Below are 23250 nucleotides of genomic sequence, written 5' to 3'. Positions count from 1 at the left end.
CGTGCGCCCCGTTCCCGGCACGGTCGTCCCCGCGAGCCACCTGCGCACGTGTTCCGTGGCCGCGCTGTCCACCGACTCCCGCCTCGGCAGCTTCCAGTCCCAGGTCGTGAACGCGGCGACGGGCGAGGTCCTCTTCGACCGGGGCGGCAGTACGCCCTCCCGCACCGCGAGCGTGCTCAAGGTGCTCACCTCCGCCGCGGCGCTGAGCGTGCTCGGCCCCGACTACCGGGCGACGACGACGGTCGTGAAAGGCGCAGAGCCCGGCTCACTCGTGCTCGTCGGCGGCGGCGACCTGACCCTCTCCCGGCTGCCGAGCGGCACCGAGTCGACCTATACCGGCGCTGCACACCTCGACACGCTCGCCGCGCAGGCCGTCGCGGCGTGGCAGGCCGACCCCGCGACCGCGAACACGCCGATCACCTCCCTCGTGCTCGACTCGTCCCTGTTCGGCGACCCGGCGTGGGACCCCAGCTGGAACCGCAAGGAACTCTCCGACGGGTACATGCCCGAAATCACCGCCCTGCAGGTCGACGGCGACAGGGACAACCCGAAGCAGAGCACGTCCGCCCGCAGCAGCGACCCGATCGGTCGCGCCGGGTCCGCGTTCGCCGACCTGCTGGGCGGCACTGTCACGGTCACCCGTGGCACGGCGCCGGCCGGGGCGACCCAGCTCGCATCCGTCCAGTCGCAGCCGGTGTCCACGCTGATCAAGCAGGCCCTGATCGTCTCGGACAACACCATCGCCGAGATGCTCGCCCGGCTCGTCGCCGTCAAGTCCGGAGCGGGCAACACCTTCTCGGCCCTGCAGAAGTCGACGGTCGCCGGGCTGCAGACCTACGGCGTCGACACCACGGGCATCGTGATCGCCGACGGCTCCGGCCTGAGCGACAACAATGCCGTTCCGCCGTCGTACCTGACCCGGCTCTTCATCAAGATCAACGCCCGCGAGGGCAACCTCGGGGTCATCTTCGACGGCCTGCCCGTCGCCGGCGGCAAGACCGGCTCCCTCTCCTACAGTGACCGGTTCACGGGCAAGAACGCGGATGCCGACGGTTCCGTGTTCGCGAAGACCGGCTGGATCGACACCGGATACACCCTCTCCGGCATCATCCACGCCGCGGACGGGACCCCGCTCACCTTCGCCGTTTACGCGCTCGGTGATGTGGGCGATAATGCGAAGCAGGCGATCGACACCATCACGGCGGCGTTCTATCGCTGCGGAAACAACCTCTCCAACACGTAGCGCCTCGCGCAGGCGCAGGCGCAGAACTCAGAACGGAGCACCGTGGCCAGGGCCTTGTTCATCATCGACGTGCAGAACGACTTCACGGAGGGCGGCGCCCTGGGGGTCGATGGCGGGGCGGCCGTGGCCGCAGGTATCAGCAGGCTGTTGGCGGAGCATCCGCTGCACTACGACTACGTCTTCGCCTCGCGCGACTGGCACACTGCGGCGGGAGACAACGGCGGCCACTTCGCCGCGGACGGAGCGGAGCCCGACTACACCGGCACCTGGCCGGCGCACTGCGTCGCGGACACCGCAGGTGCGGACTACCACCGGGACCTCGCGCTGCCCGCCGGGACCGTGCACATCCGCAAGGGACAGGGCGAACCGGGGTACTCGATCTTCGCCGGCGTCGACGAGTCGGGCTCGAGAACGGCCGAGTTGCTGATCGAGCATGCGGTGACGGATGTCGACCTCGTCGGAATCGCGACCGATCACTGTGTGCGGGCCTCGGGTCTCGATGCGCTCGAGCACGGCCAACGGGTGCGCGTGCTCACCGACCTCGTGGTCGGCGTCGACCCGGACGCGAGTGCTGCCGCCCTCGCCGCCCTCGCCTATGCCGGTGCCACCCTGACCACCGCCGAGGACCTCGCGACCGCCTAACGGATTTGTTACTGGGTGCATCCGGATAGGGGGTTCCTCCTGAAGAGGGGGTGGGAGGCAATGCTGCCTCCCGTCACCACAACAAGCAGGAGGTAACCATGCGCAAGATTCTCGCCGTAGGCGCCGCAGCCGGTGTACTCGTCGCTCTCGCAGGATTCGGGCCGGCTTACGCCGGGGACGACGGCCACGGGCACGGCCACGGCCACGGCGACAACGGGCCCGCAGAACTCACCGTATTCCACGGCATCCCGGGGATCACCGTCGACGTCTATGTCGATGGAGCCCTCACGCTCAACGACTTCACGCCGGGCTCGTTCTCGGACACGCTGTCGCTCGACCCCGGCACCTACTCGGTCGCGATCACCGCAGCCGACGCCGCAGACGCGAGCAACCCGGTGATCGGCCCGGTCGACCTCGCCCTCGAGAGCGGCGACAACTACACCGCCGTCGCCCACCTCACCGAGTCGGGGGAGCCGACGGCGACCCTGTTCACGAACAACCCCGACTCGGTCGGCAAGGGCAATGGCCGGCTGACGGTGCGTCACGTTGCCGCTGCGCCGTCTGTCGACATCCTCGCTGACGGCGCCGCCGCGATCACCGACCTCACCAACCCCGACGAGGTCGAACTCACCCTCCCGACCGGCACGATCTCCGCGGCCGTCGCCGCGACAGGCACGACCGACCCGCTGCTCGGGCCGGCGGATGTCTCGATCACGAAGCGCACGAACACCATCGTGTACGCCTACGGCAGCCTCGCCGACGGCACGCTCGCGCTCGCCGTACAGACCGTCAAGCTCGAAAAGGGCCACCGGCACTGACCCGTCAGAACTGATCGTCGACACTGACAAGTCAGCTACCGGCTCCAGCGGACCGGCCTGCGCAGACACCCACTGCGCGGGCCGGTCTTCGTCCGTCCACGGCCGGTCGCTCACCGTCCTCGAGGATTTCTTTTCGGCCGTTGCATCCGAAATGGCCCCTGAACAGGAAGTGGGGGTAAGAACCAGTTCACCCCCAACGCAGGAGGACACGATGCACACACCACACAGCCCTGGTTTCAAAGCTTCACTCACCGCTTCCCTCACGGCCGCTTCGATCGGAGCGCTCGTCATCTTCGGCGGTATCGCTCCCGCCAGCGCCGCAACGGGAGATGCCCAACTGTCCGTGTTCCACGGCGTCCCCGGCCTCACCGTCGACGTCTACGTCAACAACAAGCTGACAATCGACAACTTCAAGCCCGGCGACATGGCCGGCCCCCTGGCCCTGGCCGCCGGCACGTACACGGTCGCCATCACCGCCTCCGATGCCACGGACGCGAGCAAGCCCGCGATCGGGCCGGTCGACCTGAAGCTCGAGGCGGGCATGAACTACACCGCCGTCGCGCACCTCGGGGCGGACGCGAAGCCCACCGCCACCCTCTTCACCAACGACACGTCGACGATCGCGGCAGGTTCCGGCCGTCTCGTTGTGCGCCACGTGGCCGCGGCACCCGCCGTCGACGTCCTGGCAAACGGCGCGGTCGCGATCTCGAACCTGTCCAACCCGAAGGAGTCGGTACTCGTGATTCCCGCGGGAACGATCTCGGCCGTCGCCGCCGCCACCGGCACCACGGCACCCGTGATCGGCCCGGCCGATGTGAAGGTGGCCGAGGGTGTCGACACGATCGTCTACGCCTGGGGCAGCCTCGCCGACAAGAACCTCGCGGTCGCCGTGCAGACCGTCTCGGGCATGAACTCCGACCCCAACGGCATCCCCGCCGGTGAGGCCGGACTCGTCGCGACCAACCGGCCTGCAGACCAGACCCCGCTCTGGCTCGGCGGCATCGGCGTGCTCGTGCTGCTCGGCCTCGGGTCGGCCACCTTCCTCGGACTCCGCCGAGCGCGCCGCTAAGCGCGCGAGCCAGGACTGAGGAACAACGATGAGGGCCACGGCGGGCAAGATCGGGATGCTCACCGTGGCCCTTGTCCTGCTCTGCGTTGTCGCGGTGGCACTGATGCTGAGCGGATGCGTGAGCGCGCCCGACGCGTCAACCCTCGCGGCCGCGTGGACGCGGCCCCCCGCGACGTCACCGTCCACGCCTTCGCTCGCACCGCCGTCGACAACGCCGTCTCCGACCGCGACGCCGCCGGCGGTGCCGCTCCTCACCGGGGCGAGCGCCGACATCCGCTCGGTGCAGGCCGCGGAGCCGGAGCTTGTCGCGCCGGTGCGGATCAGGATCGGGGCTCTCGGGATCGACATGGGGATCGAAGCCGTCGGGCTCGGGGACAGCGGCGGCATGGGGCTGCCGAAGAACCCGGCCATTGCCGCCTGGTACAAGTTCGGGCCGGCCCCCGCGAGTGCGGCGGGCGCGACGGTGATCGCGGCGCACGTCGACTCGCTCGAGTACGACATCGGCCCGTTCTCCCGGCTCGCCAGCGCGCCGGCGGGAACCGAGATCGTGCTCTCCCTGGCCGACGGCTCCGAGCGGCGCTACAGCGTCGCCTCCGTCGCTCTCACGCTCAAGCCCGACGTGCCGTGGCCGACGATCTTCGACCGGACCGGGCCTGCCCGGCTCACCCTCGTCACGTGCGGCGGTGAATTCGACTACACCGCGAGGCGGTATCTCTCGAACGTGATCGTTTCCGCGACGCCGGTTCCCTGATGACCAGGTCTGGCTATGCTGTCGCCGACGGAGCTGCGCCATCCGCACCCGACAGGGGCTGCGGATGACCGGGCGCCGCACGACCACCAGCACCGACCTGTCAGCCGGGAGGCGACGCACACCCGTGACCGTACCCATCGATGACGTCGACCACCTGCGCCTCGTCGCCGCGTTCCGCGCCGGGGACGAGCGCGCCCTCGCCGAGGCCTATGCGCGCTGGTCATCGCTCGTCTACACGATCGCTGTGCGCTCGCTCGGAGATCCCGGCGAGGCAGAGGACGTGACGCAGACGGTGTTCATCGCCGCCTGGCGTGGCAGGGACAATTACGATCCCGCCCGGGCTCGGCTGCCCGCCTGGATCGTGGGCATCACCCGCCACACCGTCGCCGACACTCACGAGGCCCGTTCCCGGCGGCGCCGGATGGAGCAGGCCGTCGCGGGCGAACTGCGCACGACGTCCGTCGATGACTCGGTCGACGTCGCCGACAGGGTGATGTTCGCGGAGGAGTTGCAGCGGCTCGCCCCGGTTCCGCAGCGTGTCATGCAACTTGCCTTCTATGCTGACCTCACCCACGCGCAGATCGCCGCGATGCTCGATTTGCCGCTGGGAACCGTCAAGAGCCATATCCGCCGAAGTCTCGGCCGGTTGCGAGCCCGATTGGAGGCCGATGATGACGCATATTGACCGCGACGACCTCGCGCTCATCGCCCTCGCCGAATTCGACCTCACCGAGGCGGAGCGTGGGCATCTTGCCGAGTGTCCGCAGTGTGCGCTCGAACTCATCTCGCTCCAGCACACCGCCGCGGTCGGCCGGTCTGCCCGGCACGTCAGCCTCACCGAACCGTCCGCCGCTGTGTGGGCGGGCATTCACGCGACCCTCGGCCTCAGTGCCGCCGTCGGCGCGTCGCCGCTGCTCCGCGACTTCGTGCGCCCGGCGGATGCTGCCGGTGCCGGCGACGACGTGGGCGACCTCCTCGAGGGCGAGCGGGAGACATCCGCCGGTGTCGTCAGCGGGGCCGTTTCCGGGACCGATGCGGGGATCGACTCCGTTGTCGACGCCGGGATCGACACCGGGGAGCCGCCGACCGTGGAGCCGCCGGTCGTACGGCCGTCCGCCGCGCATCCGCCCGTTATGCCGCAGTCCACCGCCACACCTGGCGGAGACCCGGCTGTCGCTGACCCGTCGTCCACGCGACCGCCCGCGTCCGACTCGCCCGCTGCGATGCGTCCGCGCCGACGGAGGACGGCCAGGCGCCGGACGGGGGTGCGGGTCCTCCTCGCCGGGGCTGCGGCCGTGGTGCTGGTCCTCGGCGGTTTCGTCGCGGCGCGCTGGATCGACGCGATGCAGCAGCCCGCGACAGCGCCCGTCACCTTCGAGGCCCGCCTCACGCCGTTCCCCGGCTGGCAGGCGAGCGGCAGCGCCGAGGTCGAGGCCACTCCCGGCGGGCACCGCGAGGTCGTCGTCGACCTCACCGGCCTCTCCGTCGCCACAGCGGCGGCTCCCCTCCGCGAGGTCTGGCTGATCAAGGCGGATGCCTCCGGCCTGATCAGCATCGGCCTCCTCGACGGCAACACCGGCCATTTCGACATTCCCGACGACATCGACCTCGCCCAGTACCCGCTCGTCGACGTCTCTGCGGAGCCCGACAACGGAAACCCGGCCCACTCAGGAAATTCGATCGTGCGCGGCGAACTGCACGCTACGTGAGTGCGACCGCCCGCGGATAGGCTGGATGAGGCAGAACAGCAGACACACGCGACAGGGAGACACAATGACGAACGTCACCGAAGCCGAACTTCTCCGGATGGTTCCGAAGGAACTCTTCATCAACGGGGAGTGGGTGCCCGCAGGTGACGGGGCCACCCTCGACGTCGTCGACCCGGCCACCGGGCTCGTCATCGCCTCGATCGCCGACGCCGGGGTCGCCGACGGTGCTGCGGCCCTCGATGCGGCCGTCGAGGCCCAGGACAGCTGGGCGGCAACCCCGCCCCGGGTCCGCGGCGAGATCCTGCGGCGGGCCTTCGACCTGATGCAGGAGCGCAAACAGGAATTCGCGTTGCTGATGACGATCGAGATGGGCAAACCGCTCGCTGAGGCCTACGGCGAGGTCGCGTACGGCGGCGAATTCCTGCGCTGGTTCAGCGAGGAGGCCGTGCGCATCAGCGGCCGGTACGGCACCAACCCCGAGGGCACCGGGCGGATGCTGATGTCCCAGCACCCCGTCGGCCCCTGCTTCCTGATCACGCCCTGGAACTTCCCGCTCGCCATGGCCACCCGCAAGATCGCCCCCGCGCTCGCCGCCGGCTGCACCGTCGTCGTGAAGCCGGCGTCCCTGACCCCGCTCACGACCCTGTATTTCGCCAAGCTCCTCGCGGAGGTGGGGCTCCCCGCCGGCGTGCTCAACGTCATCACCACCTCGCGCTCCGGCGCGGTGTCCGACCCGATCATCGCCGACCCGCGGCTGCGCAAGCTCAGCTTCACCGGCTCGACGGCCGTCGGCCGCCGCATGATCGGCCAGGCCGGCCAGGGCGTGCTGCGCACCTCGATGGAACTCGGCGGCAACGCGCCGTTCATCGTCTTCGCAGACGCCGACCTCGACAAGGCCGTCGACGGCGCGATCGCGGCGAAGTTCCGCAACGTCGGGCAGGCCTGCACGGCCGCCAACCGGTTCATCGTGCAGGCATCCGTCGCCGAGGAGTTCGCCCGCCGGGTCACCGCGCGGGTCCAGGACTTCGTCGTGGGTCGCGGCACCGCCGAGGGCGTGAACATCGGACCGCTGATCAATGCCGGGGCCGTGGAGAAGGCATCCACCCTCGTGCAGGACGCCCTCGAGCGCGGCGCGACGCTTCTCACCGGCGGCGACTCCATCGAAGGCGCCGGCACCTTCTTCGAGCCGACCGTGCTGGCCGGGGTCGCGCCGGGCAGCGATATCCTGCGCGAGGAGATCTTCGGGCCGGTGCTCGCGATCGCGACCTTCGACGAGGAGGACGACGCCGTACGGCTTGCCAACGACACCGAGTTCGGGCTGGTCAGCTACGTCTTCACCCGGGACCTTGCCCGCGGGCAGCGCATGGTCGAACGCCTCCAGACCGGCATGATGGGGCTCAACATCGGCGTCATCTCGAACGCGGCCGCGCCGTTCGGCGGGGTCAAGCAGTCCGGCCTCGGCCGCGAGGGTGGTCCGGAGGGCATCCAGGAGTACCTCTCGACCAAGTACACGATGACCCCGGACCCCTTCGCCGACTAGACCTCCTCGGTTTGGCATAACTCCTGCAGATTCTGTCCGGCCGTCGTGGCTCCCGCGTCTTTCCGCGGTAGCCGGGTGGCCCGCACTGGAATGTGCAGGAGTTATGCCCACGACCCGGCTCGTAGACTGAACGGATGCCCGTCATCGAGATCACGGACCTCGACGACCCGAGGCTCGTCGACTACGCCCACGTCACCGACGTCGCCCTCAAGAAGGCGCGCGGCAGCGAGCACGGCGTGTATATCGCCGAGTCGGCGCTCGTGCTCGAGCGAGCGCTCCGGGCCGGCCACCGGCCCCGCTCCGTGCTCGCGCTCGGCAACACGGCCGACGAGGCCAGGGCGCTCGTCGGCGACGACGTTCCGGTGTTCGTCGGGCCCGGCGACCTCCTCGCGGAACTGACGGGCTACATCCTGCACCGCGGCGTGATCGCGGCGATGAACCGGCCCGCCCTGCCCGACGCCGACACCCTGCTCGCGGGCGCCCGCCGCATCGTCATTCTCGAGAACGTGTCGGACCCCACCAACGTCGGCGCGATCTTCCGCTCCGCCGGCGCGATCGGGGCGGATGCGATCCTCGTCACCCCGCGCTGCTCCGACCCGTTCTACCGCCGGGCCATCCGGGTCTCGATGGGCACGGTGCTGCAGGTGCCGTGGACCCGCGTCGGGGACTGGGCGGATACCCGCGCCCTGCTGTCGCGGCACGGCTTCCACGTCGCCGCGCTCGCCCTCCGGGCGGATGCCGTCAGCCTGCGCGACTTCGACGGCCGCGATCACGAGAAGCTCGCCCTGCTGCTCGGTGCAGAGGGCGAGGGCCTCACCGAGGACGCCCTCGCCGCCTCGGACAGCGTCGTGCAGATCCCGATGAAGCACGGCATCGACTCCCTCAACGTCGCCGCGGCCAGTGCCGTCGCGATGTGGGCGCTCTCCGCCTGACCCGCGCCGCGCATCCGCCCCTGGCCCGGCCATCGGGGGCTAACTCAGGAATAATGCCGTCGGTGACCCCGGCGACCCGCGGACCAGTGCTGTCTCCGTCGGGCGTGAGAGCGAACTTCCTGAGTTAGCCCCTAAGGTAGCCACCGACGCCCGCGGTCCCCGGCGGCGCGGCACCGACAGGCCTAGGCTGTCGGCATGAGCAACGAGGCCGTGATCATCGATGTCGTGCGCACCCCGTCCGGGCGGGGCAAGCCGAATGGCGCGCTGTCGGGGGTGCACCCGGCGGACCTGCTCGCCGGGGTGCTCGCCGAGCTGGTCCGCCGGAACGACCTCGACCCCGCGCTCGTCGACGACGTGATCGGCGGCTGCGTCACGCAGGCGGGCGAGCAGGGCTATAACGTGACCCGAACCGCACTGCTCAGCGCGGGATTCCCGGAGTCGGTGCCGGGCACGACGATCGACCGGCAGTGCGGGTCCAGCCAGCAGGCGGCGACCTTCGCCGCCCAGGGCGTCATCGCCGGCAGCTACGACATCGTGATCGCGTGCGGCGTCGAGTCGATGAGCCGGGTGCCGCTGGGCTCCTCGCTGCTTTCGGGGCAGGACCCGTCGGGGCCGCTCCTGCACAAGCGCTACCCGAACGGCCTGGTCGGCCAGGGCGTGTCCGCGGAGCTGATCACCCGCCGCTGGGGCCTGACCCGTACGGAGCTCGACGACTACGCGGTCCGCTCGCACTGGTTGGCCGCCGAAGCGCGCGACCGCGGTGATGTCGCGCGCGGCCTCGTGCCGGTCCGGTTGGCGGACGGCACCGTCGTCACCGACGACGAGACCATCCGCCCCGGCACCACGATGGACACCCTGGCCGCCTTGCCGCCCGCGTTCCGCACGCCGGACCTCGCCGCCCGGTTCCCCGACCTCGAGTGGCACACCACCGCCGGCAACTCCTCCCCGCTCACCGACGGTGCCTCCGCGGTGCTGATCATGAGCGCCGCGCGCGCCGCCGAGCTCGGCTGCACCCCGCGAGCGCGGTTCGACAGCTTTGCGATCGCCGGGAGCGACCCCCTGCTGATGCTCACCGGCGTGATCCCGGCGACCCGCCGCATCCTTGCCCGCTCCGGCCTCGACCTCGACGACCTCGACGCCTACGAGGTCAACGAGGCCTTCGCCTGCGTCCCGCTGGTCTGGGCACGCGAATTCGACGCCGACCCCGCCCGGCTCAACCCGGACGGCGGCGCGATCGCCCTCGGCCACGCTCTCGGCTCGTCCGGAACCCTGCTGCTCGGCACCCTGCTCGGCACCCTCGAGCGCACCGGCGGCCGGTTCGGCCTGCAGACCATGTGCGAGGGCGGCGGCATGGCCAATGCGATGATCATCGAAAGGCTCTGACATGCGCATCGACGGATGCTCCGCGCTCGTGACCGGGGCCGCCTCCGGCCTCGGCCTGGCCACGGCCACCGCGCTGCACGCAGCCGGGGCGGCGGTCGTGCTCCTCGACCTGCCCGGGGCGCCGGGTGCCGCGATCGTCGCCGCCCTCGGCGAACGCACGCGTTTCGTCGCCGGCGATGTCACGAGCGCGGGCGACGTACACAGCGCCGTCGAGGCGGCGGTGTCGATGGCGCCGCTGCGAATCGTCGTGACCTGCGCGGGAATCGCCCCGGCGGAACGGACCGTCGGGCGGGACGGCCCGCTCCCGCTCGACGATTTCGAGCGGGTCCTCCGCGTGAACCTCACCGGCACCTTCAATGTGATCCGGCTCGCGGCGGCCGCGATGCTCGCCGCCGAGCCGATCGACGCGCTGGGCATCGGCCTCGGCTCCAGTTCCGGTAGTGGTGCCGGGGGAGGCGGAACCGCCGAAAGGGGCGTGATCGTGACGACGGCATCCGTCGCCGCCTTCGACGGGCAGGTCGGGCAGGCGGCCTATGCGGCCTCGAAGGGCGGGGTCGCGGCGATGACCCTGCCGCTCGCCCGGGAGTTCGCGCGCTCGCTGATCCGGGTCGTGTCGATCGCGCCCGGCGTCTTCGACACCGCGATGCTGCAGGGCATGCCTGCTGCAGTGCGCGAGTCGCTCGCCGCGCAGGTTCCGCACCCGGCGCGGCTCGGGGACCCCAGCGAGTTCGCCGCGCTCGTGCGTCACATCGTGGAGAACCCGATGCTCAACGGGGAGACGATCCGGCTTGACGGCGGAATCCGGATGCCGCCCCGCTGAGCCGCACGGTCGGCTACTCGGTGTGGTTGACCTTCCGCCGCGGGGAGTCTGCGGCCCAGCGCTCGGCGGAATCCGTCGCGAGCGCGGCGATCTCGTCCTGGCGGTGCACGATCACCTCTGCGGCCGCGATCCTTTCCGTCAGGGGCGTCAGGGCGACGCCGGAGAGCAGCGCGGTGAGCTGTGCTTCGTACTCGAGCCGGTGGTTTTCGGTGCCCTCGGTCAGCGCACTGAGCAGAGCGGCATACTCGACGCGCGCCTCGCGGGCGGTTGCCTGCTCGGTCTGGGCATTCAACTCGAAGAACTTCGTGCGCGCCCGGTTCTCGGAAATGAGGGCGGCGCGATAGTTGGGTCCGGTGCTCTTCTGGCCGGTCTTCACCCGCAGCTCGGTAGCCCGGGCCAGGATCTCCCCGGCCCGGTCGCGCTCGGCGCGCAGCATCTGCGAGCCCGTGACCGTGCCGACGTAGTTCGCCACGACCGGTCCGCCGGGCGCGGGCGCCAGCGGCGGGCGTGTCGACCTGGTCAGGGGAGCCTGGGGTGCGCGCTGTGCTGCGACACGTGCGGCGGACTCGGCTGCGGACCGCACCGTCGCCGGTGGTTCCGGCTCCGGCGGCGCGGGCAGTCGCGACGGGCCGGCCACGGGCACGTGTAGCGGCACCTGAATCGCCTGGGCGGATGCGTATGCTGCGGCTTGTGCCGTCGCGGTTGCTGCCTGCTCGGCGGCGGCTTCTGCGGCGGCCTGGGCAGCAAAGGCTTGCGACCGTAGGGCCTGCTCCGCGGCCGACCGCTCCGCGGCGGCTTGTCTGGCGGCTGCCTGAGCGCCGGCTACCTGCTCGGCCGCGGCCTGCTTGGCGGCTTGGGTGGCAGCTGCTTGCGCGGCGGTGGCCCGCTCGGACGCGACCTGTGCGGCAGCGTGCGCGGCTGCGGCTCGTGCCGAGGCTGCGTGCGTCCGTGCGGACTGCTCCGCAGCGGTGTGCGTGGCGGCAGCCTGCGCCGCCTGGGCCTGCTCGGCCGCTCGGTGTGCTGCTGCTTGTGCCGCAGCGGTTTGCTCGGCGGCTGCCTGTGCCGTCTCAACCTGCGCCGCGTCCGCCTGCACGGCGGCGGCCTGCGCCGCTACCGCTTGAGCGATCGCGGTCTCTGCGGCGGCGGCAAGGGCCAGAGCCAGAGCCGCAGCGGATGCGTCGGGTCGCGCCAGCGGTGCAGCCACCGGTGGCGCGGCAAACTGCGGTGCGGCAATCGACAGCGCGCCGGCGAGCTGGGCGGCAACAGGCAGCTCGCCACCGAGCGGCGTGGTGACCGGCGACGTGGCCTGGACCGCGGCCGGCAGAAGGGCAAGCGGCCCAGCAACGGGTGCGGTCACAGGCGCGGAAGCCGCACCCGTGCCCGCGTACCCGGTGTCCCGGGGTTGGACGGCCCGTGCCACGAAGTCGGGGACCACCACGGTGCTGCCGTCGCCCCGCTTGAGCACCCAGTTCACGTTGTCCCGGCCGCTCACCGTGGGCACCGAGATCTGGCCGACGTCGACGAACGCCTGTTGCGCGTAGTACTCAGCGTTGGAGAGTACGCCCTTCCCGGGCGACACCCGGGCGTTCATGTGCCGGCTGAACCGGCTCCGTTCGGCGATGCTCAGGAGCGCCGGGTTGAAGGTGATCGCCGCGCTGCGCCCGAGCCGGACGACGGGTGAGGATCCGGTCGCGGGCTGGCTCACTCGTGCGGGCGGCAGAGTCTTCGCGGCCGTGCGTACGGCGGACCGCTGGCTGCGCCGCAGCAGGGCCTCACGTTCGACGTCGCGGAAGTCGCCAGCGGCGCTCACGCGAGATCTCCCGCTCGTTCGGCGGCGTGGTTCACGGGCCGGTCTAAGGCATCGGGTACAGGTGTATCGGGTGTCGGGTGGGTCACGGCGGGTCCGCGTTTCTCGCTTCGACGTCACCTCTTCGTCGGGGTGCTCAGCCGACCGAGGTTTCGTGACCGTGAAGTCGGCAGTCGAACGGAGGGGACCGGTCCGCGGGCAGCGCCACGAGGGGTCCGACACCGTCTGGAAAATCGAATCAGCCGCTGGGGCGAACGACAGACCTTCCGACGAATGGTTACGTAGTAATAGATGGGTGTGGTCGGCCGTGCGAATGACCCCAGAACAGGGGGGAAATCACGCGCCCACACATACCCTAGCTGCGCCGACAGCCTCACCGCCAGACATTGCGGCGGGTTAAGCCGTCGCGGGCTGCTGCTGGGTGATGCAGTGGATGCCTCCGCCGCGGGCGAAGAGCGGCCGCGCGTCGACGGTCACGACTTTTCGCCCCGGGTAGGCGTCCTCGAGGATCGACCGGGCCGCGGCATCCGCCTGGGGCTCACCGAAGCCGCACGCGATGACTCCGCCGTTGACCACGAGGTGGTTCACATAGCTGTAGTCGACGAAGCCCTCGGCGTCCGAGAGCCGGGCGGGCGCGGGCAGGTCGATGATCGTCCACGGCCGGCCGGCGGCATCCGTCGACGCAGCGAGCACCGCGCGCAATTCCCGGGTCACGGTGTAGTCGGGATGCGCCGGGTCATTCTGGGCGTGCACGAGGAGCGTGCCGGGCGCAGGGATCGCGGCGACGATGTCGACGTGCCCGCGGGTGCCGAAGCGGGCCTGGTCGCGGGTGAGGCCACGCGGCAGCCAGATGGCGTGCGTCGCCCCGATCGTGCGGGCGAGTTCGGCCTCGACCCTGGCCCGGGTGACGTGCGGGTTCCGGCCCGGGTCGAGCTGCACGGTGTCGGTGATGATGACGGTGCCCGTCCCGTCGACCTGGATGCCGCCGCCCTCGTTGACGAGCAGGGAGGACACCGGGATCGCCCCGGCCGCCCGGGTCACGAGGGAGGCGATGCCGGCGTCCCTGTCCCAGCTCGCCCAGTCCTGGCCGCCCCAGCCGTTGAAGATCCAGTCGACCGCGCCGAGCCGCCCGGCCGGATCGAGCACGAAGGTCGGCCCGATGTCGCGCATCCAGGCGTCGTCGAGCGGGGCCTCGAGCACGTCGACGCCGGCGGAGAGGTGCTGGGCGGCGGTTGCCCGCGCGTCGGGTGCGCCGGTCCCGCCGGCGCTCCCACCGGGGTCGACGACCATGGTCACCGGCTCGAAATCGAGCACAGCGTGTGCGACGGCAGCCCAGGTGCTGCGCGCCTCCTCCGCCTCGGCCGCCGTGTCGCCGAGCGTGTAGCCGTCGGAGGGGAACGCCATCCAGACCCGCTCCTGTGCCGCGGTCTCCGCGGGCATCCGCCAGGTCATGCGCGAGTCGCCGCGCTCGCGCTCGAGTCGGCGTCCCCACCGAACGGATGTCCCGGCTCGACCGGGGCGGTCAGGCGTCCGTAGCTGTCGGGCCGGCGCGTGCCCAGGAACGGGAACAGGGTCAGCCACTCGGCCCGCTGGGCGAGATCGAGGTCGGCCACAAGCACGGCCGAGTCGTCCCGGGGGGCCTGGACCAGCATCCGTCCATAGGGATCGGAGATGAACGAGGAACCGTAGAAGGTCAGGTCGCCCTCGTCGCCCCAGCGGTTGGGGACGACCATGAACAGACCGCTCGTGATGCCGTTGCCGACGATGACGTGCTGCCAGATCGGCTGGGTGTCGAAAACGGGGAAGCCCGGTTCGGAGCCGATCGCGGTCGGGTAGGCGAGGAGCTGCGCCCCCGCGAGGCCGTAGAGGCGCGAGACCTCGGGAAACCACTCGTCCCAGCACGTCGGCAAGCCGATGCGGGCGCCACCCAGCTCGGCGGGGGCATAGACGGGGTAGGCGTCCTCCGGCGGGCCCGGGCGGAAGTAGGTGTCCTCGTAGTAGCCCTCGGTCACCGGGATGTGCAGCTTGCGGGTGCGGCCGAGCAGCTCGCCAGTGGGGGAGACGATGATCGCGGTGTTGTAACCGCGCGGGTCGCCGGGCTGGTCAGCCGCATCGGGCCGTTCGAACAGCGAGGCGTGCACGACGACGCCGTGCGCGCGGGCCTGTTCGGCGGCGAAGACGAACGTCGGCCCGGTCAGCAGGTCCTCGGCGTCGAGCTTGGGCACGCCGGTCGCGCGCCGGTTGCCCGGGTACTTGCGGAGGGTCAACTCCGGGAGGAAGACGATCCGGGCGCCGGCCCCGGCAGCCAGGCGGATGCCCTCCGCGAGTTCGGCGCGGAGGACATCCTCGTCCGCGTGCCAGCGGTGCTGCACGAGGGCGACCCGGAGCGGACCGGCGGGGGCCTCAGCGGTGTGGGCAGGCGAAGTGCCGGCGGCGGGTGCGGTGCCGGCGACCCGGGTCAGCGGCGGGGCGGCGGGGGCGATGATGAGCTGCAAGGCGTCTCCTGGGGTGCCGGGAACGGCGGTCGAAGGAAGGAAAGTGAGCCAGTTGATCACTTGATCAATAAGCCCGAGGCAAAACTATATACACTGAGGTGCGATGTCAACCCTTCCGAGCCGCGCCAAGCGCAAGTCCGGCCCTGAGCGCGCCGCCGAGATCGCGCGCACGGCCCGCGAGATCGCCCGCTACGACGGTCTCGACGCCATCACCTTGCGCGCGATCGCGGCCCGCATCGGCGTCACGCCCGCCCTCGTCAGCCACTACGAACCGAGCACGGAGGGCCTCGTCGCGACGACCTTCGGCGCGATCGCCGGTGCCGAGCTCGCCGAGATCACCCGGGAGCTGTCCGCGCTCCCGAGTTCCGTCGAGGCGCTCCGCGCGCTGATCGACACGCTCCTGGGCCCCGACCGCAGCACTGTGACCACCGTGTGGCTCGACGCCTGGAGCGTCGGGCGCCGTAATCTCGCCCTGGCCCGTGAGGTCGGTGTGCAAATGGATGCCTGGCAGGCGTTCCTGGTGGCCCTCCTGAACCGGGGCTGTGCGCGCGGCGAGTTCGCCGTCGCCGACAGCGGCGCCCTGGCCTGGCAGCTGCTCGCGATCATCGACGGGATCAACGCCCACGCCGTCGTGCGTTACGGCGACGCCCGCGGCCAGCGCGACCTCGTGCGCACGGTCACCGAGCACGAACTCGGCCTCCCGGCCGGTGCGCTCGCCCCTGCGTCCGTCTGACCGTCGCGGCCGCCTGACCGTCGCCCCCGCCGGAGCCCGCCCGTCGCATCCGCCTCGATGACGCGCCGACCTTTGGCGCTTACGGTATGCAAAAGTCATGCGCATGAGCCAGGGACTAATGATTAGTCATCATATTGACTAATTCAGTGATATTTGTGAAATACTGAGGCCATAGATTGACCCTCCCTTCGCCGGATCAAGACACCAGCCCACGGTCGCGAAGTCGTACTATTCGCCGCCGACGAGTTCGCCCACATTCACACGGATCGGCTGAAACACCACAATGACGAACTACAACTTCTTCTCCACTCCCTCTCTCCCCAGGCCCTCCGTGACGGAACACGACGCGACAGCCGTCGCCAGGGACCTCTTTCACGTGACCGGAGACATCACCGAACTGGGAAGTCAACAGGACCGCAATTTCCTCATCGATGACGGCGAGACGCGCTGGCTCCTCAAATTCTCCAATCCAGCGTTCTCCGCCCAGGAGCTCGGGGCCCAGGATGCTGCTGCCGAACGTGTGAGCCTGGCCGGAATCGACGTTCCTCGAAGCGTCCCGTCACGCGACGGAGCCGCGATCCGGATCGTTCATGTCGGCGACGTCGACCTCCACGTCCGACTCCTGAGCTTCGTCGAAGGGGATGCGCTCACCAGTCGCGGTGCTCTCTCAGTCGCGGAAGCCCGCTCCCTGGGCCACACTGCCGGCCGTCTCGCCGCTTCCCTCGAACAATTCGTCCACCCTGGCACCGAGCGAGTCACCCAATGGAACCTCCGGATCGCGACGCAGGTCGTGCAGATGTATCTGCCGCACGTGCCGGACCCTGTTCGCCGTGAGCGCGTTCGAGAGGCCGCGGCACAAGCACAGGCGGCGCTGCAACCGCTCAGCGACAAACTTCGCTCGCAGCCCATCCACGGTGACATCACCGATGACAACGTCGTCACCCGGCACGGCAGCACGCTCGGTGTCATCGACTTCGGCGACATCGCCGACAGCTGGGTCGTCGCCGAACTGGCTGTCACCTGCGCATCCATTCTTCACCACAACCCGCGAACACCGTTGATCATCCTCGAGACGATCGCCGCGTTCGTCACGCATACGCCGTTGACCGACGACGAGCTCGCTGCACTCTGGGGCCTCATCGTCCTCAGAACCTGCGTCCTCGTGGTCAGCGGCGAGCAGCAGGTCGCCGTTGACGACGCGAACCACTATGCATCAGAGAATCGTGAGCACGAATGGATCGCATTCGAAGCGGCTGAGGGCCTTGACGCCCAGCAGATGTGCGCGTTGATCAGAGCTCGCGTGCGCCTCGATCGGCGCAGCGTCATCGAACGCCCCGACGCCCTCCTCCTCCAGGCCGCCCCGCTGTCCGTCCTTGACTTCTCCGTCACCAACCCGGAACTCAGCAACGGGATCTGGATGCGCCACGATTCCGAGGCCGCCCTCGCCGCCGAGGTCTTCCGAGTGTCAGGCACCGCCGTCACGCGCTACGGCGAGTACCGGCTGACGCGCGCGAAGCTGCACTACACCGGGGAAACCGCGACGCTGGCGCTCGGCGTCGAGGTAGTGACTGCACCCGGAACGGTCTTCTCGGCACCGGTCGACGGCGCCGTGCGCATCGACGGTGACGCACTGGTGCTGGAAGCGAGCGGGTTCGAGATCTGGCTCTTCGGACTCGACCCCCTGGCAGCGGGTCGCGTCAGCGCAGGACAGCGCATCGGCGCGGCACGCGCGGGCACGGCACGGCCCGAAGCTCCCGTCCACGTCAGGGTCCAACTGTCACGGGTAGCGGGCATCCGCCCAGCCTTCTTCGCTACTCCTGCTGAAGCCGAGATCTGGCAGCGTGTCTGCCCCGACCCCTCCCCGCTTCTCGGCATCGACCTTGCTGCACCGGAACTGCTGTCCGGGGACGTTCTCGAGCGGCGTATTTCGACATTCGCCGAAGTCCAGGAGCACTACTACACGGAGCCCCCGGAGATTGAACGCGGGTGGCGGGAACACCTCATCGACGTGCACGCTCAGTGCTATCTCGACCTGGTGAATAACGTCGCATTGACCGGACACGCGCATCCCCGGTTGGTCACAGCCGTGAGCAATCAATGGTCGCTGCTGAACACCAACTCCCGTTTCAACTACAGCGCATTGCCGCGTTTCACGGAACGGCTCGTGGCCCTGGCTCCAGACGGTCTGGACACCGTCTTCCTCGTGAACAGCGGCAGCGAAGCCGTCGATCTCGCGCTGCGGTTGGCGAAGACCTACACCGGGAAGGATGCCGTCCTCGCCTTCCAGGAGGCGTACCACGGCTGGACAGTGGGAGCCGACGCCGTCTCATCCTCCATCGGAGACAACCCCCGTGCCCTGGAAACCCGGCCGGACTGGGTGCACGTCATCGATGCGCCCCACCCCTTCCGCGGCACATACCGCGGCGCCGATTCAGCCTCCCGATACCTGGACGATCTCGAAGCCCAACTCGGAGTGCTCGATGACGCAGGAACTGGTCTTGCGGCCTTCATCGGGGAACCGGTCTTCGGAAATGCCGGTGGAGTGCTCTTGCCGGACGGATACCTGGCCGGCGTTTTCGAGAAGGTGAGATCCAGAGGCGGACTCACCATTTCCGACGAGGTGCAGGTCGGATACGGTCGCCTCGGAGAGTATTTCTGGGGGGTCGAACAGCAGGGGGTCACACCGGACATCATCACGATTGCCAAGGGCATGGGCAATGGTCAGCCACTCGGCGCCGTGATCACACGGCGTGACATCGCCGAGAAATTCGCCGAGGAGGGCAGCATGTTCTCCTCCGCCGGTGGAAGCCCAGTCAGCTGCGTCGTTGGACTGACCGTGCTCGACATCCTCCACGAGGAAGGCCTGCAGGAGAACGCGCGCACTGTCGGAGGCGACCTGAAAGCCAAGCTCCTCACGCTGCAGGGCCGGCACGACATCATCGGCGCCGTGCACGGATTGGGCCTCTATCTGGGCGTCGAGCTTGTCCGTGACCTCGATACCCTCGAACCGGCCTCAGTGGAAGCGTCCGAGATCTGCGAGGAGTTGCTGCGTGAGGGCTGCATTGTCCAGCCGACCGGAGATTACAAGAACGTCCTCAAAATCAAGCCGCCGCTGAACATCACGACCGAGAGCGTCGACTTCTTTGTCGAGGCACTCGATCGGGTCCTGTCCTCACGGAGCAGGCGCTGAACCGGCTATCTGGTACCCCACGTGAATCGATGGGTGTGGATGTTGTAATACGAGAACGTCTCACAGCGCGAGACTCCCGGGATCGTGCGGATGCGCCCGTTGATCAATTCGAGGAGTGCGTCAGCGTTGACGGCGATGACCTCGACGAGCAGGTCGTATGAGCCCGCACCGATGACCAGATAGATCACCCCTTCCAGGGCGCCGATTGCGTCAGCGACCGCGTGCACGTCGCCCTCAACCGACAGGTGCAGCATCGCCATTCGCTCGTACCCCAGCTTGAGCGGGTCGGTGACCCCGACGACCTGGACGATCTCACGTTCCTCGAGCCGGCGCACACGAAGACGAGCCCCGCCGGCCGAGAGTCCGACCTGGGCGCCCAACTCCGCGTACGTCATCCGTCCATCGGTCTGGAGAGCGACGATCAGAGACCGATCGATCGCATCGAGCCCATCGTCGGGCAGCACCGCTTCGGCGTCGTTGTCTGCCATGGATTCCCCTATCGTACGAACGTCTCGTACGACGGTAGCGCGTCCGTCGCTCTGCTGCGTGAGCGGAGACATCCTCAGGTGCGAGACATCTCCCATGGTGCCCAGGGCGGTTTCGGGACGCTGCGCGGCTCAGGGGGCGGCGTGGGCCTCGAGGAACTCGTAGACCTCGGTGTCGTCGACGCCCGGGAAGGTGCCGCTCGGCAAGGGGGAGAGCACGTGCGCGTGCAGGCGGGCGCTCGGCCAGGCGTGGCCGGCCCAGTGCGCGGCCAGGTCGGACGCCGGCCGGCGGCAGCAGGACTCGTCCGGGCAGCGCGACACGGCTCGCTGCACGGTCTCGCGGCCGCGGAACCACTTGGCGTGCACGAACGGCACCCCGACGCTGATCGAGAACTCACCGCCATCCGCCGCCCCGGTCTGCGTGGCCGACCAGAAGGTGCCCGCCGGTGTGTCGGTGTACTGGTAGAACTCGGTCGTGCGGTTGGTGTGGGTGAAGGCGCTGCGGGCACTCCACTGCTTGCAGACGAACTGGCCCTCGATCGAACCCGTGACATCGACCGGCAGCGGTAGCCCGTCGTTCTCGTAGCCCTTCTGCAGGGCACCGTCTCCGGTGACCCGGAGGAAATGCAGCGGCATGTCCAGGTGCGAGGTCGCGAGGTTGGTCAGTCGGAGGGCCGCGGCCTCGTGGGTCACGCCGAAGGCGTCGCGGAAGTCCTCGACCGAGAGCTCGCGCTCGCGTTTCGCGCGCGCGAGGAAGGCTACGGATGCGGCGGGCGGCATCAGGCACGCGGCGGCGAAGTAGTTGATCTGCAGCCTCTGCCACAGGAACTCGGCGTAGCTCGCCGGGCGTTCGTGCCCGAGCAGCCGGTGTCCCATCGCCTGGAGCGCCATCGACCGCAGCCCGTGGCCGCCGGGGATCGACGCCGGCGGGAGGTAGATCCGGTGATTGACGAGATCGGTCACCGAGCGGGTCGAGTTCGGCAGGTCGTTGACATAGATGAGGCTGAAGCCGAGCTGTTCGGCCATCACGCTCACCTCGCGGTGCGTGAGCGCACCGGAGACGTGGCCGGATGCCCGCACCCGGTCCTCGGCGAGCTGCTCGATGTCGGGCATGTAGTTGTTCTGCTCGCGCATGAGCTCGCGCAGCTCGGTGTTCGCCCGCCTGGCCTCTTCCGGCGTCGCGATCGCCTCGCTCGCCCTCCGCGCCAGCTCACGATGCAACCCGATCAGCGACTCGAGGGCCGCGACCGGCATGCCCTTGGTGACCTTGACCTCTGGCAGGCCGAGCGCGCCGTAGAGCGGGTTCTTCTGCGCCCGCGCGAGCTCGATCTCGAGGGCGGCCCGCCGGTTCGGCGCCTCGCCGTTGAGCAGGTCGGCGATCGGAACGCCGAGCACGGTCGCGACGTCCTGCAGGATCGACAATTTCGGCTCCCGCCTGCCGTTTTCGATGAGCGACAGCTGGCTGCCCGCGAGCCCGACCTGCTCGCCGAGCTGGTCGAGGGTGAGGCCGCGCTCGCCGCGATAGTGGCGGATGCGCAGGCCCAGGGTGACGAGGTCGGAGGCTCGAGTTGGCATTCCTTAACAATATCTAAAGAAGCACGATTCTTAACAAGAGTTTTTTGATCCGGGAGGGGAAATCGCGCGCATTCTGGTTCTGCAGCACAAAGTTACGGACGAAATGTCACCGAAGACAAGCCGGGCGGATGCTTCGATCACGACCGCAGGCATCCGCTGTACACCCCATACCGAGAAAGGCCAGGAGATGACAATCGCCCACTCCCGAGTCACATCCAGCGGAAGCAATTCCGACGACACCGCCGGTACCACGGACCCCAACCTCCAGTCCTGGGTCGATTCCATCGCCCGGCTGACCCGGCCGGACGAAGTGGTCTGGTGCGACGGGTCGAGCCGGGAGGCCGACGAACTCTCCAAGCAACTCGTCACCGAGGGCAAGCTCATCAAGCTCAACCCCGAATGGCGCCCGAACAGCTACCTCGCCCGCACGAGCCCGTCCGACGTCGCCCGGGTCGAAGACCGCACCTTCATCTGCTCGACGGACCCCGACGACGCCGGCCCCACCAACAACTGGGCCGACCCCGCCACGATGAAGGACGAGCTGCGCGCCGTTTTCGCCGGGAGCATGCGCGGCCGCACGATGTACGTCGTGCCGTTCTCGATGGGCCCGCTCGGCGGCCCGATCTCCCAGCTCGGCGTCGAGATCACCGACTCGCCCTACGTCGTGCTCAACATGGGCATCATGACCCGCATGGGCAACGCCGTCCTCGAACTGATCGAGGCAGGAGCCCGCTGGGTGCAGACCATCCACAGCGTCGGCTACCCGCTCACGGATGCCGCGGGCGAGACCCGCCCCGACGTCACGTGGCCCTGCAACGACACCAAGTACATCGTGCAGTTTCCCGCGACCCGCGAGGTGTGGTCGTACGGCTCGGGCTACGGCGGCAACGCGCTGCTCTCGAAGAAGTCCTTCGCCCTGCGGATCGCGTCGGTGATGGCCCGCGACGAGGGCTGGCTCGCCGAGCACATGCTCCTGATCAAGGTCACCTCGCCGGAGGGACGCGCCGTACACCTCGCCGGCGCCTTCCCCTCCGCCTGCGGCAAGACCAACCTCTCGATGCTGCGCCCGACCATCCCCGGCTGGTCCGTCGAGACCATCGGCGACGACATCGCCTGGCTCCGCCCCGGCCCTGACGGCCGCCTCTGGGCGATCAACCCGGAGGCGGGCTTCTTCGGCGTCGCCCCCGGCACCGGCATCGAGACCAACCCGACCGCGGTGCAGACCGTCTGGGGCAACACGATCTTCACGAACGTCGCCCTCCGCGACGACGGTGACGTCTGGTGGGAAGGCCTCACCGCGACCCCGCCGAGCCACCTGATCGACTGGGAGGGCAACGACTGGACGCCCTCGTCGCCGACGCCGGCCGCCCACCCGAACTCCCGCTTCACGGTCGCGGCGGCGCAATGCCCCTCGATCTCCGACGACTGGGAGGCCGCGGGCGGCGTTCCGATCGACGCGATCCTCTTCGGCGGGCGGCGCGCCACGAACGTGCCTCTCGTCGCCCAGGCCCGCAGCTGGAAGCACGGCGTCTTCATGGGGGCGACGATCTCGTCCGAGAAGACCGCCGCCGCAGAGGGCACCGTCGGCGAACTCCGCCGCGACCCCTTCGCGATGCTCCCGTTCTGCGGCTACAACATGGCCGACTACTGGGCGCACTGGCTGAAGGTCGGCAAGGGCCTCGGCAGCCGCGCCCCCGAGATCTTCCAGGTCAACTGGTTCCGCAAGGGCGCGGACGGCAGCTTCCTCTGGCCCGGCTTCGGCGAGAACTCGCGGGTGATCGAGTGGATCGTGCGCCGCATCGAAGGGTCGACGGATGCCGTCGACACTCCGATCGGACGCCTCCCCGCCGCGGGCGCCCTGGACCTTGCCGGTCTCGACCTCTCGGACGAGACCGTGGAGCAGCTGTTCCACATCGACAAGACGAGCTGGCTCGCCGAGTGCGACCTCACCGAGGACTACTTCGCCCAGTTCGGCGACCGGGTTCCCGCTGCCTTGCTCGCCGAACTCTCGAGCGTGCGCTACCACCTCAAGGGATAGCGGCGGGCCGTCCGGGCCGG

At 69.6% G+C, this 23250-nt stretch carries 19 protein-coding genes; 14 read left to right on the top strand and 5 right to left on the bottom strand.

Going from position 1 to position 23250, the window contains the following annotated elements; translation table 11 throughout:
- The 11 genes from dacB to QN350_RS10940 all read left to right on the top strand — a co-directional run.
- Positions 1-1243: D-alanyl-D-alanine carboxypeptidase/D-alanyl-D-alanine-endopeptidase (dacB, locus tag QN350_RS10990; protein WP_323516375.1), on the top strand; the 1243-nt coding region annotated here is incomplete at its 5' end.
- Between the two features lie 42 nt (positions 1244-1285).
- Entirely contained in the window at positions 1286-1885 is a 600-nt protein-coding gene (locus QN350_RS10985) for an isochorismatase family protein (RefSeq protein ID WP_322138974.1), read from the top strand.
- Positions 1886-1983: 98 nt separating this feature from the next.
- Positions 1984-2703: a DUF4397 domain-containing protein gene (locus QN350_RS10980; RefSeq protein WP_281534001.1), complete on the top strand. Its 720-nt coding sequence runs from the start codon at positions 1984-1986 to the stop codon at positions 2701-2703.
- A 211-nt stretch (positions 2704-2914) separates the two neighbouring features.
- On the top strand, positions 2915-3772 hold the full coding sequence (locus QN350_RS10975) for a DUF4397 domain-containing protein (protein ID WP_322138975.1): 858 nt from the start codon (positions 2915-2917) through the stop codon (positions 3770-3772).
- A 28-nt stretch (positions 3773-3800) separates the two neighbouring features.
- Complete coding sequence (locus QN350_RS10970; RefSeq protein ID WP_322138976.1) at positions 3801-4523, top strand: class F sortase; 723 nt, start codon at positions 3801-3803, stop codon at positions 4521-4523.
- Between the two features lie 124 nt (positions 4524-4647).
- Positions 4648-5208 (top strand): RNA polymerase sigma factor, encoded by a 561-nt coding sequence (locus tag QN350_RS10965; protein ID WP_323516373.1) that lies wholly within the window; start codon positions 4648-4650, stop codon positions 5206-5208.
- Entirely contained in the window at positions 5195-6232 is a 1038-nt protein-coding gene (locus tag QN350_RS10960) for an anti-sigma factor (RefSeq protein WP_323516370.1), read from the top strand. The genes QN350_RS10965 and QN350_RS10960 overlap by 14 nt, the downstream gene beginning before the upstream one ends.
- Positions 6233-6296: 64 nt before the next feature.
- Positions 6297-7772 (top strand): NAD-dependent succinate-semialdehyde dehydrogenase, encoded by a 1476-nt coding sequence (locus QN350_RS10955; protein WP_323516368.1) that lies wholly within the window; start codon positions 6297-6299, stop codon positions 7770-7772.
- A 134-nt stretch (positions 7773-7906) separates the two neighbouring features.
- Positions 7907-8704, top strand: a complete 798-nt coding sequence (locus tag QN350_RS10950) for a TrmH family RNA methyltransferase (protein WP_281534006.1) — start codon at positions 7907-7909, stop codon at positions 8702-8704.
- 195 nt (positions 8705-8899) lie between these two features.
- The gene (locus QN350_RS10945) at positions 8900-10087 is read left to right on the top strand and encodes a thiolase family protein (RefSeq protein WP_322138980.1); all 1188 of its coding nucleotides are present in this window, start codon (positions 8900-8902) and stop codon (positions 10085-10087) included.
- 1 nt (position 10088) lies between these two features.
- The gene (locus tag QN350_RS10940; protein WP_322138981.1) at positions 10089-10907 is read left to right on the top strand and encodes an SDR family NAD(P)-dependent oxidoreductase; all 819 of its coding nucleotides are present in this window, start codon (positions 10089-10091) and stop codon (positions 10905-10907) included.
- 13 nt (positions 10908-10920) lie between these two features.
- On the opposite strand, the gene QN350_RS10935 is transcribed toward QN350_RS10940, so the two are convergent.
- The 3 genes from QN350_RS10935 to QN350_RS10925 form a co-directional block, all read right to left on the bottom strand.
- Positions 10921-12717 carry a hypothetical protein gene (locus QN350_RS10935; protein WP_322138982.1) on the bottom strand — a complete coding sequence of 599 codons (1797 nt, stop codon included), beginning with the start codon at positions 12715-12717 and terminating at the stop codon, positions 10921-10923.
- Positions 12718-13110: 393 nt separating this feature from the next.
- A complete protein-coding gene (locus QN350_RS10930) occupies positions 13111-14166 on the bottom strand; it encodes an agmatine deiminase family protein (protein ID WP_323516366.1) in 1056 nt (351 codons plus the stop codon).
- The gene (locus QN350_RS10925) at positions 14163-15200 is read right to left on the bottom strand and encodes a nitrilase-related carbon-nitrogen hydrolase (protein WP_416173058.1); all 1038 of its coding nucleotides are present in this window, start codon (positions 15198-15200) and stop codon (positions 14163-14165) included. The genes QN350_RS10930 and QN350_RS10925 overlap by 4 nt, the downstream gene beginning before the upstream one ends.
- A 112-nt stretch (positions 15201-15312) precedes the next feature.
- Here QN350_RS10925 and QN350_RS10920 point away from each other — a divergent pair, with 112 nt between their 5' ends.
- Positions 15313-15942: a TetR/AcrR family transcriptional regulator gene (locus tag QN350_RS10920; protein ID WP_322138985.1), complete on the top strand. Its 630-nt coding sequence runs from the start codon at positions 15313-15315 to the stop codon at positions 15940-15942.
- A 283-nt stretch (positions 15943-16225) separates the two neighbouring features.
- Positions 16226-19132, top strand: coding sequence for an aminotransferase (locus tag QN350_RS10915; protein ID WP_323516363.1), 2907 nt, complete (start codon positions 16226-16228; stop codon positions 19130-19132).
- A 5-nt stretch (positions 19133-19137) separates the two neighbouring features.
- On the opposite strand, the gene QN350_RS10910 is transcribed toward QN350_RS10915, so the two are convergent.
- Positions 19138-19620 carry an Lrp/AsnC family transcriptional regulator gene (locus QN350_RS10910; protein ID WP_322138987.1) on the bottom strand — a complete coding sequence of 161 codons (483 nt, stop codon included), beginning with the start codon at positions 19618-19620 and terminating at the stop codon, positions 19138-19140.
- A 129-nt stretch (positions 19621-19749) separates the two neighbouring features.
- Positions 19750-21192 carry a helix-turn-helix domain-containing protein gene (locus QN350_RS10905; protein ID WP_322138988.1) on the bottom strand — a complete coding sequence of 481 codons (1443 nt, stop codon included), beginning with the start codon at positions 21190-21192 and terminating at the stop codon, positions 19750-19752.
- A 187-nt stretch (positions 21193-21379) separates the two neighbouring features.
- Between QN350_RS10905 and QN350_RS10900 the strand changes: the two genes are divergently transcribed.
- Positions 21380-23230 carry a phosphoenolpyruvate carboxykinase (GTP) gene (locus QN350_RS10900; RefSeq protein WP_322138989.1) on the top strand — a complete coding sequence of 617 codons (1851 nt, stop codon included), beginning with the start codon at positions 21380-21382 and terminating at the stop codon, positions 23228-23230.
- Positions 23231-23250 lie beyond the last annotated feature (20 nt).

Source organism: Cryobacterium sp. 10I5 (assembly GCF_035019865.1).
Taxonomy (GTDB): Bacteria; Actinomycetota; Actinomycetes; order Actinomycetales; family Microbacteriaceae; genus Cryobacterium; species Cryobacterium breve_A.
The sequence above is the reverse complement of the archived record's forward strand: the minus strand, read 5'-3'. Positions and strand labels throughout refer to the sequence as shown.

Bases quoted from the DNA above. Each gene is read 5' to 3' on its own strand.
- QN350_RS10980 (WP_281534001.1), top strand. From the start codon at position 1,984: ATGCGCAAGATTCTCGCCGTAGGCGCCGCAGCCGGTGTACTCGTCGCT.
- QN350_RS10975 (WP_322138975.1), top strand. From the start codon at position 2,915: ATGCACACACCACACAGCCCTGGTTTCAAAGCTTCACTCACCGCTTCC.
- QN350_RS10970 (WP_322138976.1), top strand. From the start codon at position 3,801: ATGAGGGCCACGGCGGGCAAGATCGGGATGCTCACCGTGGCCCTTGTC.
- QN350_RS10960 (WP_323516370.1), top strand. From the start codon at position 5,195: ATGACGCATATTGACCGCGACGACCTCGCGCTCATCGCCCTCGCCGAA.
- QN350_RS10955 (WP_323516368.1), top strand. From the start codon at position 6,297: ATGACGAACGTCACCGAAGCCGAACTTCTCCGGATGGTTCCGAAGGAA.
- QN350_RS10950 (WP_281534006.1), top strand. From the start codon at position 7,907: ATGCCCGTCATCGAGATCACGGACCTCGACGACCCGAGGCTCGTCGAC.
- QN350_RS10945 (WP_322138980.1), top strand. From the start codon at position 8,900: ATGAGCAACGAGGCCGTGATCATCGATGTCGTGCGCACCCCGTCCGGG.
- QN350_RS10940 (WP_322138981.1), top strand. From the start codon at position 10,089: ATGCGCATCGACGGATGCTCCGCGCTCGTGACCGGGGCCGCCTCCGGC.
- QN350_RS10930 (WP_323516366.1), bottom strand. From the start codon at position 14,166: ATGACCTGGCGGATGCCCGCGGAGACCGCGGCACAGGAGCGGGTCTGG.
- QN350_RS10920 (WP_322138985.1), top strand. From the start codon at position 15,313: ATGTCAACCCTTCCGAGCCGCGCCAAGCGCAAGTCCGGCCCTGAGCGC.
- QN350_RS10915 (WP_323516363.1), top strand. From the start codon at position 16,226: ATGACGAACTACAACTTCTTCTCCACTCCCTCTCTCCCCAGGCCCTCC.
- QN350_RS10910 (WP_322138987.1), bottom strand. From the start codon at position 19,620: ATGGCAGACAACGACGCCGAAGCGGTGCTGCCCGACGATGGGCTCGAT.
- QN350_RS10905 (WP_322138988.1), bottom strand. From the start codon at position 21,192: ATGCCAACTCGAGCCTCCGACCTCGTCACCCTGGGCCTGCGCATCCGC.
- QN350_RS10900 (WP_322138989.1), top strand. From the start codon at position 21,380: ATGACAATCGCCCACTCCCGAGTCACATCCAGCGGAAGCAATTCCGAC.